The sequence below is a fragment of the Acinetobacter sp. WA-87 genome (assembly GCF_039938935.1).
In the GTDB taxonomy this organism is placed as follows: Bacteria; Pseudomonadota; Gammaproteobacteria; order Pseudomonadales; family Moraxellaceae; genus Acinetobacter; species Acinetobacter seifertii.
On record NZ_JBDUVF010000001.1, the window covers coordinates 807,614 to 822,817 of the forward strand.

17 protein-coding genes and 1 riboswitch are annotated in these 15,204 nt (G+C 39.0%); of the genes, 6 read left to right on the forward strand and 11 right to left on the reverse strand.

Features of this window, described 5'->3' with window-relative positions; genetic code table 11:
- Positions 1-2: 2 nt before the first annotated feature.
- From ABFY81_RS03865 to ABFY81_RS03875, 3 genes are all read right to left on the reverse strand, one after another.
- Positions 3-128, reverse strand: coding sequence for a hypothetical protein (locus ABFY81_RS03865; protein ID WP_001000625.1), 126 nt, complete (start codon positions 126-128; stop codon positions 3-5).
- A 172-nt stretch (positions 129-300) separates the two neighbouring features.
- Positions 301-840 carry a hypothetical protein gene (locus tag ABFY81_RS03870; protein WP_347913084.1) on the reverse strand — a complete coding sequence of 180 codons (540 nt, stop codon included), beginning with the start codon at positions 838-840 and terminating at the stop codon, positions 301-303.
- An 86-nt stretch (positions 841-926) separates the two neighbouring features.
- The gene (locus tag ABFY81_RS03875; RefSeq protein WP_191108417.1) at positions 927-1,280 is read right to left on the reverse strand and encodes a helix-turn-helix domain-containing protein; all 354 of its coding nucleotides are present in this window, start codon (positions 1,278-1,280) and stop codon (positions 927-929) included.
- Positions 1,281-1,372: 92 nt separating this feature from the next.
- Between ABFY81_RS03875 and ABFY81_RS03880 the strand changes: the two genes are divergently transcribed.
- Complete coding sequence (locus tag ABFY81_RS03880) at positions 1,373-1,909, forward strand: NAD(P)H-dependent oxidoreductase (protein ID WP_347913085.1); 537 nt, start codon at positions 1,373-1,375, stop codon at positions 1,907-1,909.
- Positions 1,910-1,947: 38 nt separating this feature from the next.
- Here ABFY81_RS03880 and uca read toward each other — a convergent pair whose 3' ends face one another.
- Genes uca through ABFY81_RS03895 form a run of 3 tightly spaced genes read right to left on the reverse strand, consistent with a single transcriptional unit; the run spans position 1,948 to position 6,965 of the window.
- Positions 1,948-5,553 carry an urea carboxylase gene (gene uca / locus ABFY81_RS03885; RefSeq protein WP_347913086.1) on the reverse strand — a complete coding sequence of 1,202 codons (3,606 nt, stop codon included), beginning with the start codon at positions 5,551-5,553 and terminating at the stop codon, positions 1,948-1,950.
- 2 nt (positions 5,554-5,555) lie between these two features.
- Complete coding sequence (locus tag ABFY81_RS03890; RefSeq protein ID WP_347913087.1) at positions 5,556-6,209, reverse strand: urea amidolyase associated protein UAAP2; 654 nt, start codon at positions 6,207-6,209, stop codon at positions 5,556-5,558.
- A gap of 15 nt (positions 6,210-6,224) precedes the next feature.
- On the reverse strand, positions 6,225-6,965 hold the full coding sequence (locus ABFY81_RS03895; protein WP_347913088.1) for an urea amidolyase associated protein UAAP1: 741 nt from the start codon (positions 6,963-6,965) through the stop codon (positions 6,225-6,227).
- Positions 6,966-6,993: 28 nt separating this feature from the next.
- Positions 6,994-7,089, reverse strand: a riboswitch (guanidine-I (ykkC/yxkD leader).
- Positions 7,090-7,314: 225 nt separating this feature from the next.
- Between ABFY81_RS03895 and ABFY81_RS03900 the strand changes: the two genes are divergently transcribed.
- Positions 7,315-7,746, forward strand: coding sequence for an SRPBCC family protein (locus ABFY81_RS03900; RefSeq protein ID WP_077164194.1), 432 nt, complete (start codon positions 7,315-7,317; stop codon positions 7,744-7,746).
- A gap of 53 nt (positions 7,747-7,799) precedes the next feature.
- Here ABFY81_RS03900 and ABFY81_RS03905 read toward each other — a convergent pair whose 3' ends face one another.
- The gene (locus tag ABFY81_RS03905; RefSeq protein WP_347913089.1) at positions 7,800-8,354 is read right to left on the reverse strand and encodes a TetR/AcrR family transcriptional regulator; all 555 of its coding nucleotides are present in this window, start codon (positions 8,352-8,354) and stop codon (positions 7,800-7,802) included.
- A gap of 706 nt (positions 8,355-9,060) precedes the next feature.
- Here ABFY81_RS03905 and ABFY81_RS03910 point away from each other — a divergent pair.
- The 3 genes from ABFY81_RS03910 (at position 9,061) to ABFY81_RS03920 (ending at position 11,696) form a co-directional block, all read left to right on the forward strand.
- Positions 9,061-10,308, forward strand: coding sequence for a serine hydrolase (locus tag ABFY81_RS03910; protein WP_347913090.1), 1,248 nt, complete (start codon positions 9,061-9,063; stop codon positions 10,306-10,308).
- Positions 10,309-10,465: 157 nt separating this feature from the next.
- On the forward strand, positions 10,466-11,143 hold the full coding sequence (locus ABFY81_RS03915) for an HAD family hydrolase (protein ID WP_191012961.1): 678 nt from the start codon (positions 10,466-10,468) through the stop codon (positions 11,141-11,143).
- A gap of 124 nt (positions 11,144-11,267) precedes the next feature.
- On the forward strand, positions 11,268-11,696 hold the full coding sequence (locus ABFY81_RS03920; protein ID WP_212511637.1) for a GNAT family N-acetyltransferase: 429 nt from the start codon (positions 11,268-11,270) through the stop codon (positions 11,694-11,696).
- Positions 11,697-11,807: 111 nt separating this feature from the next.
- Here ABFY81_RS03920 and ABFY81_RS03925 read toward each other — a convergent pair whose 3' ends face one another.
- The gene (locus ABFY81_RS03925) at positions 11,808-12,422 is read right to left on the reverse strand and encodes a TetR/AcrR family transcriptional regulator (RefSeq protein ID WP_347913091.1); all 615 of its coding nucleotides are present in this window, start codon (positions 12,420-12,422) and stop codon (positions 11,808-11,810) included.
- Between the two features lie 95 nt (positions 12,423-12,517).
- Here ABFY81_RS03925 and ABFY81_RS03930 point away from each other — a divergent pair, with 95 nt between their 5' ends.
- The gene (locus ABFY81_RS03930; RefSeq protein ID WP_347913092.1) at positions 12,518-12,964 is read left to right on the forward strand and encodes a DUF6130 family protein; all 447 of its coding nucleotides are present in this window, start codon (positions 12,518-12,520) and stop codon (positions 12,962-12,964) included.
- A gap of 106 nt (positions 12,965-13,070) precedes the next feature.
- Here ABFY81_RS03930 and ABFY81_RS03935 read toward each other — a convergent pair whose 3' ends face one another.
- From ABFY81_RS03935 to ABFY81_RS03945, 3 genes are all read right to left on the reverse strand, one after another.
- Positions 13,071-13,529 (reverse strand): hypothetical protein, encoded by a 459-nt coding sequence (locus tag ABFY81_RS03935; protein ID WP_263613364.1) that lies wholly within the window; start codon positions 13,527-13,529, stop codon positions 13,071-13,073.
- Between the two features lie 252 nt (positions 13,530-13,781).
- Complete coding sequence (locus tag ABFY81_RS03940; protein WP_217486288.1) at positions 13,782-13,976, reverse strand: hypothetical protein; 195 nt, start codon at positions 13,974-13,976, stop codon at positions 13,782-13,784.
- Between the two features lie 156 nt (positions 13,977-14,132).
- Complete coding sequence (locus ABFY81_RS03945) at positions 14,133-15,083, reverse strand: 3-hydroxyacyl-CoA dehydrogenase NAD-binding domain-containing protein (protein ID WP_347913093.1); 951 nt, start codon at positions 15,081-15,083, stop codon at positions 14,133-14,135.
- Positions 15,084-15,204 lie beyond the last annotated feature (121 nt).

The following is a 15,204-nucleotide window of genomic DNA, read 5'->3' on the forward strand; positions in this document are numbered from 1 at the left end:
TCTTATCCTTTTGTTTTAGGCGGCTGATTGTTTTGCTTGATATATACGCCTGCACGTACGCTGAGCAATTCGACTAAAAAGGCTTTTAAAGTTGGCTTTGGTTGAACCACAGGTTTTACATCGTTCATATCTCACCTCTAGTTTGGTATTACCAAATTCAGTTTTTGTATTACTGATAAGAGATGCAGAAAATGTGCCAGTTTTTAAGGTAGGTTTTGATGGATTTGAGCGGTATTTATGAGTGATTTTTGGGCAAAAAAGAAGCCCCATGCACAAGGATGGGGCTATCTCTTTTAATCCTTAGTTATGTTTCAATAAATCATTCTGATTAAAAAGGAAACCATCTTTAGGTGCCTCTATCTTTATATTATTTATTAGAGTTTTAAAATCATTAATTGCTTTATTTGTATCGTTACCTTCTCCCTCATATGTCACTAAGACAACTCCAGCATTAGTACCTGATGAAGCACTGATAAGAAAACGTTTATTAAAGTTGGTTGTAAAAACATTAGCTTGATAATTCATACCACTACTCAATGGAATATTAATATCTTCATTAACCAATCTTACCCCTTCCATTTTTACTAGTCCTTGTTTCGGAATTTGTAAAGAAGCAACCAGATATTGCATACCTTCTTCTATACCTTTGGGATAATATATTGAAATTATAATTGCCTGTTTACTCTCCTGTTTTATTGCAACAAGTTCTCCATTTTGACCTTTGCTAATATCCCACTGATCTTTTAAATTAACTACAATATTTTTATATTTTACTTCTTGAGCGTAAGCCGGAGTAAGTAGATGAAAAAAAATAAGTGATAGTAATAATATTCTCTTCATAATAATTTCCTTTTTTTATTCGTGAAGAATAATATTAAATATCACTAAAATAGTCTAATCTATTCAATAATTTAATGTTTTTAATCTTATGACTGATTAATCATCGTATGCGCCCATAGCGATAAAGACTCTAATACAGGCTTAAAAGACTGGCCTAATTCAGTCATTTCATAAACCACCTTAATCGGTGCTTTTTCACCATAAACGGTTCGAGAGATTAAGCCACTTTGCTCTAATTGTTTAAGTTGAAGGCTTAAGGTCATTTCTGTGATGGTGGGCATTAATTGATTGATTTCATTAAAACGTTTTGGCCCATCTTTTAGATAATACAAAATGACGCCTTTCCATTTTCCACCCACCAAATCCATAGCCATACTGATATGACATGGATACGTTTTTCCATTCATGCTGATTTCACATTTATTTTCAGTATTTGCCATTTTTAACGCCACCTATCAACTTTGATAGTTATTGTACACCCATACTATAAAAATTATAGTGACTATGATTTTTATAGCTACAAGGCATTATTATGGCTTTACTTATTTTGGCCCATCCCTACTACGCTCAATCAATTGCAAATAAAACGATAGTGAATGAACTTATAAAAACCTATCCGGACCTTGAAGTCCGAGATATTTTCCAGCTTTATCCGGACTATAAAATTGACGTCAGCGCTGAACAAGAAGCGTTGTTACGCCACGACACGATCATTCTGCAATATCCAATGTTCTGGTTTAATATGCCGGCAATTTTGAAGTTATGGTTTGATGAAGTTTTTACTTATCAGTTTGCTTATGGCTCTCAAGGCGACAAATTAAAAGATAAAAAAGTCATTATTAGTATGACAGTCGGGCAAAAAGAAGCTGACATGGTGAACGACCGAGAAAACTTAATTGATAGCTTTTTAAAAGCGGTTCAATATTCAATTCAATATACGCAAATGCAATTAAGCAGTTCATTCTTGCTTTATGAAGTTTCTCCGTTATCAGGTCATTCAGAGTCTGAAATTAAGTTAAAAGCGGTTGAGCATGGTCATAAAGTATTAAAGCATTTGACCGAAGCATAAGAAAAAGAGAGCATCAATATCGATGCTCTCTTTTTAATTTAGGCCACAGGTGCCAAAGTAAATAGCACTTGTCCTGTTTTTACGGTTTGACCTTTTTCAATGGTAATGGTTTCTACCTTCATGCGTTCAGGCGCAATAATTGGAATTTCAATTTTCATTGCCTCAATTACCGCAAGGGTTGCACCTTCTTCAACAATATCTCCCGATGCACATTCGATTTTCCAGATTGACCCTGGCATGTGCGATTCGACTGCACAACCGCCTTCAGGGATCACTACGGTTTCGCCTTCATCAACAGCATCTAGACTTTCAGAGATGTATTCCTGTAAGCCCGCTTCGTGCCAACGGCGGCGTTCAGCCTCAAAGTTAGCTTGTTGCATGTCTTTAAAGGCTTGAATGCTATCTTGATGTGTTTTTAAAAACTCGTTGTATTCTTTTAAGTTGAGCACGCCATCTTCAATGCGAAGTTGTAGACGGCCTGCCTTAAAGTCTTCGCGCATTTGCAGAAGTTCTGTTTCAGAGACTTCATAAAACTTAACTTGGTCAAAAAAACGCAGTAGCCACGGTTTACCATCTTCGAAGTCGGCATTTTTACGGTAGCGGCTCCACATTTGGGTGGTACGGCCAACAAACTGGTAGCCACCCGGCCCTTCCATACCGTACACACACATATAGGCACCGCCGATACCCACGGCATTTTCAGGTGTCCAAGTTCGCGCAGGGTTATATTTAGTAGTGACTAACCGTTGGCGTGGGTCGAGTGGTGTCGCAACTGGCGCGCCCAAATACACATCGCCTAAACCCATCACTAAATAATTCGCACTGTAAACCACATCTTTAACTGCTTGCTTTGAAGCTAAACCATTAATACGGCGAATAAACTCGACGTTATCTGGACACCACGGCGCATCTGGACGAACAATTTGTGTGTAGCGTTCGGTGGCAAGCTGAGTTTGCGAATCTTCCCAAGCCAAAGGCAAATAGACAGTGCGTGAAGGCACCTGCATATTTTGAATATCGGGTAACTCGGCTTCTGCTTGCTGAAGTTTCTGTAAAAGCTCTAGTTGATCGAGCTGGATTGAATCAAAATGAATTTGTAGTGAACGAATGCCCGGTGTTAAGTCGATAATGCCCTGAAGGTTTTGATCTTGGACCCATTGCATGAGCGCATGAATACGGAAACGTAAATTTAAATCAAGTACTAACTCACCATATTCCACCAACAAATAGCTATTTCCTGCTGGTCGATAGGTCACGTTTGGTAAATCAGTTTCACCTTCTAAAGTGGCTAAAACGGCATCTTTTAAAGTGTCGGGTTCTGCTTGAATGGCTGGGTTAAAATCGATCTGAGTTGTATCGGTCGCAGTTAAGCTTTGATGATATTTTTGATCGAGTGTTTTTGCTTGTGCGTAACTCACAGGTACAAATTTGACCTTATCGCCCGCTTTTAGCTGCCCAATTTTCCAAAGCTCGGAATGAATCACTACCGCAGGGCAAACAAAACCACCTAAGCTCGGACCATCTGGACCCAAAATAATTGGCATATCGCCCGTAAAATCAATTGCCCCAATCGCATAAGCGTTGTCGTGAATATTGGATGGATGTAAGCCTGCCTCACCACCGTCTTCACGTGCCCACTCAGGTTTTGGCCCAATTAAACGAATGCCTGTACGGCTTGAGTTATAGTGAATTTCAAACTCATTGGCAAAGAAGATATCAATATCTTGTTTGGTGAAAAAATCTGGCGCGCCATGTGGCCCATACATGACTGCAATTTCCCAATTTTGAGTAAAGCTTGGAATTTGTGCTTGAGCTAAAGCTGTGGTCGATTGAGCGGAATATTCAGTAATCGGCAGCATATCACCAATTAATAAATTACGGCCTGCATGCCCACCAAACTGTCCTAAAGTGAAAGTTGCCTGTGACCCTAAATAGTCAGGAACATCGAAACCACCTTTCACGCCAATATAGCTACGGCAACCTGAACGGATAAGTCCACATTTTAAAACTTGGCCTTTTTTCACATTGATGGTTTGCCACATCGGCACAAGTTCACCATCAAGTTTTGACGGCATATCACCGCCCGTAATGACAATTTGGCTGTCGCAGTGAAACTTTAGAGTTGGCCCTTGCAAGGTACATTCAAGCCCTGCAGTATTTGGCTCATTGGCTAAAAGCTGGTTTGCCACCGTTAAACTGAGTGGATCGATAGCACCAGATGGCGGCACCCCGACATCCCAATAACCTAATCGACCTGTTACATCTTGAATGGCAGTTTGAATACCAGCCTGCAACACCTCAATTTTTTGAGTTTTCCATTCAAAGGTATTTAAAAATCGAGTGGTTTGAGTACCTAAAGCAAACACATCGCAAGCAATAATATTTTGTAAATATTCCAGATTGGTTTCGATACCAGCGACTTGCGTGTTGGCAAGACTAGCGCTCATTGCCTGTATGGCTTGGTCCCGTGTTGCAGCAGTCACAATGATTTTGGCAATCATTGGGTCATAAAAAGACGACACCGTTGACCCTGTTTCTACCCATGTTTCGACTCGTGCTTGCGGGTCAAATTTAACATGGGTGAGTAAGCCCGCACTTGGTTGGAACTGTTTAATTGGGTCTTCGGCATAAAGACGTACCTGAATGGAATGTCCTATTGGCTCTAACTTTTCAGTCGGTGCTGACCAGTCACCGCTTGCTAAGGTAACCATCCACTCGACCAAGTCGACACCAAACACTTGCTCAGTCACGCCGTGTTCAACCTGCAAACGCGTGTTAACCTCTAAGAAATAAAATTCTTGGGTTTCGGTGTCCATGACAAACTCAACCGTGCCTGCCGAGCGATAGTTCACCGATTGCATGAGTTGAATCGCAATTTTTTGCAGGTAGTCACGTTGCTGCTCATTTAAATGTGGCGCAGGTGTTTCTTCAATCACCTTCTGATTACGGCGTTGCACCGAACAATCACGCTCACCCAAGGCTAAAACTTGTCCTTGCCCATCACCAAAAATTTGTACTTCGATATGGCGCGCGTGTTGTACAAATTTCTCTAAATACAAACCCGCATCTTTAAAATTGACCTGTGCCAAATAAGACACGGTTTGATAGGCATCTTTTAACTCGGTTTCGTTCCAAACCAGACGCATACCAATACCACCACCGCCCGCGGTACTTTTCAGCATGACTGGATAGCCAATACGGGCCGCTTCGGTTAAAGCCTCAGCTTCATCGGCAAGTAGTGAACTGCCCGGAAGTAAAGGTACATTGCTTTTAATAGCAAGTTCACGTGCAGTATGTTTTAAACCAAAGTCGAGCATTTGGCTTGAAGTAGGCCCAATAAAAGCAATGCCTTGGCTTTCACACAAATCACAAAACTCGGCATTTTCAGATAAAAAACCATAACCGGGGTGAATGGCTTCAGCTCCCGACTGTTTTGCTACCTCAAGGATTTTTTCAATATTTAAATAACTTTGATTGGCAGGTGCAGGCCCAATGAGGAAAGCCTCATCGGCCAAAGTCACGTGTAAAGAATCACGGTCGGCCTCAGAATAAACCGCAACCGAAGCGATCCCGAGTTTTTTAAGGGTGCGAATGACGCGACAGGCAATTGCACCGCGGTTAGCAATCAGAACTTTTTTGAACATGCTTACACCCCTTCCGCTTCACGGACAACCAGTTGAATTTTGGTTGGGTTATAGGCATTACATGGGTTATTGAGCTGCGGACAATTTGAAATTAAAACAATCAAATCCATTTCCGCCCGAACTTCGACATATTTACCCGGTCCTGAAATTCCATCATCAAATTTAAGCTGACCGTCTGGCGTAACAGGCACATTCATAAAAAAGTTAATGTTTGGGCCAATATGACGAACATTTAGCCCATGCTTTTTTGCAATCGGGTGTTTTGCCAAGGCATACATAAAGTTGTTACGGCAACTATGCATAGGGTACGTTTCATGTGCATAGCGAACCGTATTACTCTCACATGAACAAGCACCGCCAATGGTGTCATGGCGCCCGCAGTTATCATCATGAATAACCGCAATTGTTCGGCCAAAGTTGCTATAGAGCTTAGTACCTTTTTCTAAATAGATTTGTTGGTTGATAGCCAGAGTGTCCATTGCGCTATAACGCTCAGTTGGATTTTCGGCACTCATAAATAAAGTATCGACCGCTTGGTTTCCCTCAAGGTCAATAATTCGGAAATATTGGCCCTTTTTAACCTCACACATCCACGCTTCACCCGCAGGACAAACTTCATTTAAAACTGCTTTTTCAAATGATTGTAAAACTGTCATGATGCTTCTCCTGATTTAAATATTGCTAAGTGCGTAGTAGCGGGCTGTGTTTTGGAACGCACGCTGATTTTGCGAACATGCATCACGACAAATATCGCTGTCTGTTAGAGAATTGGCTTTAAATAAACTGAGTTGAATATCGGCAGGTTGATAGTTTGGGCTGGTGTCTAAACCATGCGGTGCAGCAGATAAAAATAGCAAGCAGTCCATTTCAAAGCGCAGTTCAATGCTTTGATTGGTGTTGTCAGAACTGACATAAGACAAAGCGCCGTTTTCATCTGGCACAACTTTAGAAAATAGGTTAACCGCGGCACTCAGGTCTTGGCTGGCAAGCCCGTATTTACACATTTCAATGAGTAAACTGTCTAAGCCATTTTGGTACATATCATTGCGGGCATCTTGAAATGTGCGATTGCCGAATTGCTTTTCAATTTGCTCAGGTCGGCTTGGGCCACAAAGCGCGTCATTCCAACCATGGTCATCATGAACAATGGAAGCCATGACACGGCCAAGGTCTGAGTACAATACGTTGGAAGCTTTTAAATAGGCGGTGTGTTGCCCTTTTAAACTGTCAGGCATGTTAAAACGTTCAAGCACATCGGCAGCATTTACACAAAACAAAGAAACATTTGCCTGAGCGCCAAGCGATGTAAATCTAAGAATGGTTCCTTTTTGAATACGGCCTGACCAGTGATGTCCTCCGGGTAAAAGTTCGGTCCAAATCGCCTGATTGTTATGATAACTTGCAGTGTTCATAGCTACTCCTGTCGGATAGTTTTAGACTTCCTCCCGGGCTTTTATCCCTCCGTGTAGTTCGCTAGGAACCGTGAACTCTCGGTCCAGTCATACGTAAAGTATCGGAACCCTAGATCACTTTTAATTAGTTATGACTATGCAAAGGACATGCCAGCTTAGTATTACGGTTTTGGTTAAAAGTAATACTAATTTTGGGCAATTTGAGTGCGATTTAAAACACAAGATAAAAATCTGCACTCAAAATTGTGCATTTAAAAGTAACTGAACAAAAATTCCACACTATTAAAAAGCGTGCTAATATTCAAATTGTGACAATTACTCATGTCAAATTTACTTTAGAGGGAACAAGATGTTAAAAACTCAAAAAATCAACATCGTACAAGAATTTGATGCACCTATAGACAAGGTTTTTGCAGCCTTGAGTGAACATGAAAACCTAAGCAAACTTTTTGCTCCTGCTAAAGTCACTCGTATTAGTAATGGCAAGGATGCACGTAACGGTGTTGGCTCTGCCCGCAAGATGTCTATTCCGTTTACACCTTCATTTGTTGAAACAAATTTAGTCTATAAAGAAAATGAACTGATTGAGTATGCGATCACAAGCGGCATTAGCCCAATTAAGGCACATCGCGGTGTGATGCAATTTACTGACTTGGGAAATAACCGAACTCGTTTGAATTACACGATTAGCTTTAAAGGCCGCGTTCCTTTTATTGGCCCGATTATTAAAGCGGCCTTAGAAAATGGCGTGAGCCGTGGTCTTAAAAAACTTAAGTTTTAACCCACCCTATCAAATAAAAGCCCTATTACGGGCTTTTATTTTTTTAAATATTTCTACGAAAGTATTGCTATAAAATATTCGAATTGCTTGTCTCTTTCATCTACATCGGTATGACTGAGCCTTTGAATAATAGTTCCTTCAATTATATGTAAAAATAATTTGGCATCATGAAATGAGGCTTCCCTATTAAGTACTCTGAGATGGCTATAGATTTCATTGGTCAGCCATGTTCTATATTTAATGGCGACTTGGTAAGCGTTTGAATAATTATTTTTAGTTTCAAAAATGGCTTTAAATAGCAGGTAATACCGCCCTTCCAAGTCGGTATGCAAGTCATAAAGTATTTTGAGTTTTTCCTTTACACTTGTATTGTGGTCGCACTCGACCATTGCAATGACTTTCTCTTGTAGCCGTTCTTTTTGCACGAGTAGGCAAATTTCGATAAACCGCGCTTTGGACTGAAAATAATGATAGAAAGTCATTTTTGTAATTTCAGATTCTCTCACAATTCTGTCGACGCCCACTAAATGAAATCCGTGGTGGTGAAATAAATCAATCGCCTTATTAATAACTTTTAAAGCACGTGTAGAAAATACTAAAGGTGGCATAGTTTTTACCGTTATAAATTCTTGTTGTTTCTAAAAGAGAAAAAAGCCTGTGCCCTTTTTGGGAGAAAAAAAGGCACAGCAAAGCCATAAAGACTGTGCTTGGCACATCTCAAGTTTTGTTGTTGCTAAGTTTTAAGTAAAAATGACTTTAAGCCTGAAAACCCTAAAGACAATCAAGCTGTTTAAAGATGATTTAAGTGGTGTCGTTATAGCTTTTGGCATCGAGAGCCAAGAAATAATGAATGTGCAAAGCCAACTCCTTCTATTGGGAGTTCTGCCAGACATTAAAATTATGGTGGCAGAACGGAAGCGGGTTGACAGACTGGTAGGACTCCAGCACACACGAATGTGTCCCTCTCCCGTCCTACCGCTACGGGAGGGAACGAGAAGTACACATAGAAGTATCCCTCAGAAAGGAATAAATCTGATGCGGTCCTAAGTGGTCTGTCAAAACCACCTGGCAATGTAGGCCAGTCTGGAAAGGATATTATCCAAGTTACGTGCAGTCAAGCTTATAAAATGACATTTGCTTTAAAATAAATCATTAAAAAGTAAGGTTAAATAATTTAATTTTATTATTAAATTAGGGTTTATAAAATCAAAGAAATTTATATAGATATATAAATTTTGATGCGTCAAAATGAATGCTTATTTTAAATCCATTTATAAAAAACTGTAGATGAGTCTAAATATAAGAGGACATTGAATGAAGAACTTTCTCACCAAGAAAATGTATACAACTAGAGCTTTATTTTTTGCTGTAGGCGTTATGGCTTTAAATGTTTCCCCTATTGTTATTTCTACTACTCATGCAGCGACAGAACAAAAAATGGATAATTTATCGACTAAGCTTTCATCAATTTTTGCAGATAAACCCGTAGAACCTGCTTTATTTAGTCCTCAATTTTTAGGACAAGTTTCCACAACACAAATTCAAAAAATCGTTGATGATTTAAAAGCCTCTTTAGGCACTCTTAAAAGTATTAATATTTCTAATGGTTCAGGAACGATTGATTTCGAGAAAGGCGAATTACCTGTTTCAATTAGCTTAGATGAGCAAGGGCAAATTAGTACCCTTTGGTTTAGCGCGCCTCATTTTAAGACCGTAAGCCTAGACGAAATGGTTAAAGGTCTACATGAAAACGCAATCGGTAAAACTTCTCTTTTAGTTGTTGTAGATAACAAACCTGTGATTGTTGAAAATGACAAAACCCCAATGGCTGTTGGTTCAACTTTTAAGTTACTCGTTTTAAAAGCGTATGAAGATGCGATAAAAAAAGGTGAATTAAAAAGAGAAACTATAGTCTCTTTAAAAGGAAAAAATCGCTCATTGCCAACTGGAGTTTTACAAAACTTGCCTGATGGCACACCTGTAAATCTGGAACTTCTTGCGCAGTTAATGATCCAAATTAGTGATAACACTGCAACCGATAGTCTTATAGATGTATTAAAAAAGCCTCGTATAGAAGCGTTGTCACCTAGAAATTCTCCTTTACTAACGACACGAGAGCTATTTCAACTGATTGACCCAAGCAACGAAAAGCTAAAAAATAAGTTTAAAACAGGTACAAAGTCGGCTCGTCTAGAAGCACTCTCTGATTTAGACAAACTGCCACTACCAAGTGTGAGTAGCATTGGAAAATCGGCTACTTGGCAAGATGCTGAATGGTACATGTCAGCCAATGAGATTTGTCCTCTGCTTGAAAGTGTTCAAGATGCCCCTGCTCTGAACAGCTCTTTAAACCCACTTTTTAAAAATTTAAATTGGCAAAAAATTGGGTTTAAAGGTGGTTCTGAATACGGTGTGATTAACTTTTCAGTGATTGGAAAAACTCAAAAGGGCCATAAAGTTTGTGCAGTATTTACCGCAAATGGAAATGAGCCGCAGCCTGAATCAAAACTAGCCATATTATTTACAGGCATACTTCAAGCCGTTGATTCTATGAATCGTTAACTATAAAAGCCCATCATGAGTAGAAGGCTTTTAGCAATTCCTTATGATAGGCTGATTTGGAGTTATTCAGAGAATAATCGTAAAAGTATTTTAATTAAACTGAACAATAGGTAGAAAATCGATATAAGTATTAATCTATTTATAAAAGATGCTAAAAATGAAAAAAGTACTTTTGTTTGACCTGGATCAAACCATTCTTAATCGCAATGAATCGCTTATAAAGTTTCTAAATTGGCAAGTAAACTTCTTTAAATTAGTACCACAAGAATTAAAAGAGTCTTTTATTAAAAGCTTCATCAAGTTAGATAACAATGGAAGTGTTTGGAAAGATATTGTTTATGATCAATTAATTAAAGACTTTAATATCAAAGGATATGATACGTCGGAATTACTGCTGTCTTATATTAGTAACTTTAATAAGTTCTCTACGGCTTTTGAAAATGCTCAAGAAACTATCCAGAATCTTCATACTCAAGGATACACATTGGGCTTAGTATCAAATGGAAAAACACCATTTCAAGAACATAATTTTTATGCTTTAGGAATAACAGATTATTTTTCAACTATCGTGATTTCTGAAGCCATAGGTTTAAGAAAACCCGACCCAGCAATTTATCTATATGCTTGCACTCAATTGGGCTGTAACCCATCCGATTGTATTTTTATTGGAGACAATCCCAAAGCAGATATAGAAGGCGCCAAAAAAGTGGGTATGCAAACTATATTTTTTCACCCAACTCTTACTCTTGAACACCCTCTTTCTGATGCAAGTATTCATCATTACGATGAACTTGAAGAAACAATTAAGAGATTAGTTACTAATCCCCTTTATTAAGCCAATCAATATTATAAAAAGCTTAATTTAAATAATTAGCTAAGTATTTAGTTATTTTTAAATTTTATAGTTATGATCGAAAAACCAAACTTAAAAATTACAGATAGTACTTATAGGAAGAGTAATGGAAATTTCATTAAGACTTGCTAACACTGCCGATCTCAAAGCTATAAACGAACGATATGCTGAGGTTGACTTTGTTCCATCACATGAAGATGAACTTATTGTACTCGCCTCTATTGGTAACAAAATTGTTGGGCAAGGTAGAGTTGTGTCTATTGATTCGAATAGCGGCGAACTCGGTGGAATTTACGTCTTTCCTGATAATGAAGGGTTAGGCATCGCCCGTAAAGTGGTCGATTTCTTAATTAAAAACTCAGATTTTTCTGTGCTTTATTGTCTACCTTTTGCAGAACTAGAAGGTTTTTACAGCTCGATGGGTTTTGCTCCAGTAAAAGACATGGTTCAAGTACCACAGGCTGTAATTAAAAAACATGAGTGGTGTAATAGTAATTACGACAAACCTGTTTTGCTTTTAGAAAGAAGTAAATGATGTAAAAACTCATAAAAAACCGCCCCAGAAGGCGGTCATTGAGTATAAAACAGTAGGCATTGCCCACCCTGTTTAAGACATTGAGCACAACTTAGAAATCAGAATGAAATCTCAACGTTTGAGGCGATCAATTTGTTCATTGATAAGACGTTGTGCAAGCCCAAGGTAGCCCCCTGACTCAACGTCCCAACTCTGTAACTGTCCATCAATGTTCATACGAGCAAGGCCATAAGCCAATGCACGAGTAGATAACAAGGCATCTTCAGCCGAAATACCGACGAGCTCTCCACTCGATACAGCATCATTCAACAGTTGTCGCATCTGGCGACGAATCTTGTCGTTGGATGCCCGAAGCCCACTTCCCTCGAAATCGATGACGGCGCGCGTGGAAATCACTTGAAAGTGATGCGGATTTTCAAAGGCCCAAATCAAGAACGCCTGTCCTAATGCACGGTATTGCTCTAAAGGTGAAAGACTCGCTGCTTGTGTGAGTGCCTGATCGATTTGCATGGTGAGACGAACCATAGCCTCTTCTGCGACCGCATTCAGTAGTGCAGTTCTCGATGGAAAATGGCGAAACGGTGCACCTGGTGAAACACCCGCCCGTTTGGCTGCCTCTCGCACAGAAACGGCTTCAATCCCACCCTCTTTTAAAAGAACTAGCGTCGCATCAATAAGTGCGGCTTTCAGTGCGCCGTGGTGATAACCCCGTTGTGTGTCTGCCATGAATTTCATCACTTGTAAATTTACGATAGTTTAACTTTGACAGTACTTTGAGATCAATGTAATCTGTGCTTACATTAATCTCAGAGTGCTTCGTTATGAACACAAAGTTACTGGTCACAGGAATATTGGGGGTATTGCTTTTGGGATCGCAAGCCTATGCGAACGAGACCAGTGTTGGCGTATCACCAGTGCAGCAAAAGGATAATGCTCCCCATTTGATTATTGACTCTCCAACAGATCATCAGGTCATTAAAGGGGTGGTCATTATCCGCTGGCATGCGCAGAATATTCGAATATTGTCTGTTTATGGCGATGCGGCGCTCGCGGTTAAACCAAAACTCGGTCACCTGCATGTTTCGCTTGATCACAATTCTTGGCATTGGGTACAAGCGTCTGAAGAGCCAATCGTCCTTCAGGGACTGGCTCCCGGTGAGCATACGGTTTCCATTGATTTGGCTGATGCGACACATCAAGTGTTAGATCATCAGACATTGACGTTTGTCACCACAAACATAGACTCTAGAAATACGCATTCCCATTGATCAGTGATGGTGTAAAACCCATAAAAAAAACCGCCCCAGAAGGCGGTCGCTGAGTATAAACCAGCAGGTATATAGAAGTATGGTGGACGAATACTTCTATATTCTTTTATGAAGGAGTTTTCTCGGTTTTCAGAAAATCTTTCGATTTAAAATAATTAATAATCATATCTGCATGTTCTTCTTTTTGAGGAGCAGCTGTCACAGGAAATGATTCTTTCGTCATTTTAAATCCGTGCGGGATGAGCTGTGAAATTGGTGGAAATTTGGGTTTCCCACCTTCTGTAATCCGCTCAATAAAACTTGCTAACCAGAGTAAATACTCTCCTTCATTTTCAAACTTAGGCATAACACTTAAATCGACTTTGACTTTACATTCACTAAGAGGCTTGGTGAGCTGTTCATCAAAATCAATGTAATTGAACTTAAGTTTAAACTCAGTCCCTTTAATGGCCTTACGTATCTGACTGATTAAACAATTCAGATTTTGTGTAAGGTCATTGGTGAATAAGTCGTCTTTTTTAATATTCTTATAAACCTTTTCAGCCACGGCTAAATACTTTGGCATTTTTTACCCTCCTCAATCTCAATTGTTATAAAGTTTTGATCTTAAAATGTTTTATGGTTCTGATTATGGCGAAACAAATGTAAAGGAGTGAAACATTATTATAGTCAAACGTAAGAAGTTAAAGCGTTATGTAAATCGCACTAAACAATCACATAAAAAAAGTATGGTTTTGATAACTCATCCGCAATTTTTCTAAATTATTAAGATGTTTTGAAATATTTATTTTCAATTAAAATTTACCATTTGGTAAAATTAATACGGTCGCATTTGCTGATCTCGTCTTACCAACCCTAAAACTGATCTACGAACTCTAATTTCTTCTTCAGAAAATGGTAAATGTTCTTTTAACTCATCTATAGAAAGAGAATTATTTTCTATTAAAAAACAGTCTTGTTCGGTCGTCCAATGTGAAGCCACCGATTCAGTTTGCTTGTAGTAACGTTTCATATACCTGAGTAACTTTATGACCATAAAAAGCTTAAGCATACAGCAAGCTTTTTATAAGTTTTGGGCAGAAAGAAGAATAGGAATACTACCGAAATACGCTACAATAAAAAAGCCAAACATTGCAGTAAAGCCCTGTTTGGCACTTCTAAAATGAGTTTAATCTAACTCTAGCTGTTGTCTTAGTTTAAGAATATCGACTAGCCCTTTATCTCTTTTTTGATATAAATCGACATCTTTATAATGTGTTAAAAGCTCTTTCGTTTGTTCTTCTAACAACTCTGTCGTTTCTTCTGAGTGTTGGAAAGCCTGCATATCATTCCACCATTCGGTCATAGGTGGCCCGAGGTGGTGAATTGCCTCTTTAAAGCCCTTCTGGTTCGCAAGCTCCATATTTATATAGGGACCAAATAATGCCCATCTCAACCCTGGCCCACTGGTAATTGCGATATCAACATCTTCGGCTAAACACACTCCTTCTTTAACCAAGGAAAATGCTTCTCGCCATAAGGCCGCTTGCAAGCGGTTCGCAACATGCCCTTTTACTTCTTTATTTAAAATAATCGGGTGTTTGCCTAGTCTTTGATAAAACTCGGAAGCGCGCTTTAAAAACTGTGGGGCTGTTAAATTTCCACCTACAATTTCAACCAAAGGTAATAGATGAGGTGGGTTAAATGGATGACCTAAAAGTATACGCTCGGGATGAGCTGCCTCTTTTTGAAAGTCTGAAACTTTTAGGCCGGAAGAACTTGAGGCAATCAGTGTCTTTTCAGGACAATATGACGTGATGTCTTGATATAACTTTTGCTTTACATCTAAACGCTCCGGCGCATTTTCTTGAATAAAATCGACATCGGCTACGGCATCTTTTAAGTTGTTGTGAAGTTCTAGATTTGAAAGAACATCTTGTAAAGAATGGCTAGGCTGCGTTTGCAAATCTAAATCTTGTAAATCTTTTAAATTTGCTTGTATTCTCTTTTTAAATAATTTTTCATCTATGGGATAAGGATCATATACCTTTACTTTAAAGCCTTTATATAAAAATAATGCTGTCCAACTTGCGCCAATGACACCGACACCAACCACACCGATTGTTTTAATTTCTTCCATACTTTCCTCACAAACCTATTACTTTTAAAAACTGTCCTTATTTCCTTACACGACCATAAAAATAGTCGACTTCTCATCTTGTCTTGGTTACTTAAAGCCATTTTATAATAGGCAAGCTGAA

Excerpts from the sequence above, each read along its gene's own strand:
- ABFY81_RS03865 (WP_001000625.1), bottom strand. The coding sequence starts at position 128 with ATGAACGATGTAAAACCTGTGGTTCAACCAAAGCCAACTTTAAAAGCC.
- ABFY81_RS03870 (WP_347913084.1), bottom strand. The coding sequence starts at position 840 with ATGAAGAGAATATTATTACTATCACTTATTTTTTTTCATCTACTTACT.
- ABFY81_RS03875 (WP_191108417.1), bottom strand. The coding sequence starts at position 1,280 with ATGGCAAATACTGAAAATAAATGTGAAATCAGCATGAATGGAAAAACG.
- ABFY81_RS03880 (WP_347913085.1), top strand. The coding sequence starts at position 1,373 with ATGGCTTTACTTATTTTGGCCCATCCCTACTACGCTCAATCAATTGCA.
- uca (WP_347913086.1), bottom strand. The coding sequence starts at position 5,553 with ATGTTCAAAAAAGTTCTGATTGCTAACCGCGGTGCAATTGCCTGTCGC.
- ABFY81_RS03890 (WP_347913087.1), bottom strand. The coding sequence starts at position 6,209 with ATGACAGTTTTACAATCATTTGAAAAAGCAGTTTTAAATGAAGTTTGT.
- ABFY81_RS03895 (WP_347913088.1), bottom strand. The coding sequence starts at position 6,965 with ATGAACACTGCAAGTTATCATAACAATCAGGCGATTTGGACCGAACTT.
- ABFY81_RS03900 (WP_077164194.1), top strand. The coding sequence starts at position 7,315 with ATGTTAAAAACTCAAAAAATCAACATCGTACAAGAATTTGATGCACCT.
- ABFY81_RS03905 (WP_347913089.1), bottom strand. The coding sequence starts at position 8,354 with ATGCCACCTTTAGTATTTTCTACACGTGCTTTAAAAGTTATTAATAAG.
- ABFY81_RS03910 (WP_347913090.1), top strand. The coding sequence starts at position 9,061 with ATGAAGAACTTTCTCACCAAGAAAATGTATACAACTAGAGCTTTATTT.
- ABFY81_RS03915 (WP_191012961.1), top strand. The coding sequence starts at position 10,466 with ATGAAAAAAGTACTTTTGTTTGACCTGGATCAAACCATTCTTAATCGC.
- ABFY81_RS03920 (WP_212511637.1), top strand. The coding sequence starts at position 11,268 with ATGGAAATTTCATTAAGACTTGCTAACACTGCCGATCTCAAAGCTATA.
- ABFY81_RS03925 (WP_347913091.1), bottom strand. The coding sequence starts at position 12,422 with ATGGCAGACACACAACGGGGTTATCACCACGGCGCACTGAAAGCCGCA.
- ABFY81_RS03930 (WP_347913092.1), top strand. The coding sequence starts at position 12,518 with ATGAACACAAAGTTACTGGTCACAGGAATATTGGGGGTATTGCTTTTG.
- ABFY81_RS03935 (WP_263613364.1), bottom strand. The coding sequence starts at position 13,529 with ATGCCAAAGTATTTAGCCGTGGCTGAAAAGGTTTATAAGAATATTAAA.
- ABFY81_RS03940 (WP_217486288.1), bottom strand. The coding sequence starts at position 13,976 with ATGAAACGTTACTACAAGCAAACTGAATCGGTGGCTTCACATTGGACG.
- ABFY81_RS03945 (WP_347913093.1), bottom strand. The coding sequence starts at position 15,083 with ATGGAAGAAATTAAAACAATCGGTGTGGTTGGTGTCGGTGTCATTGGC.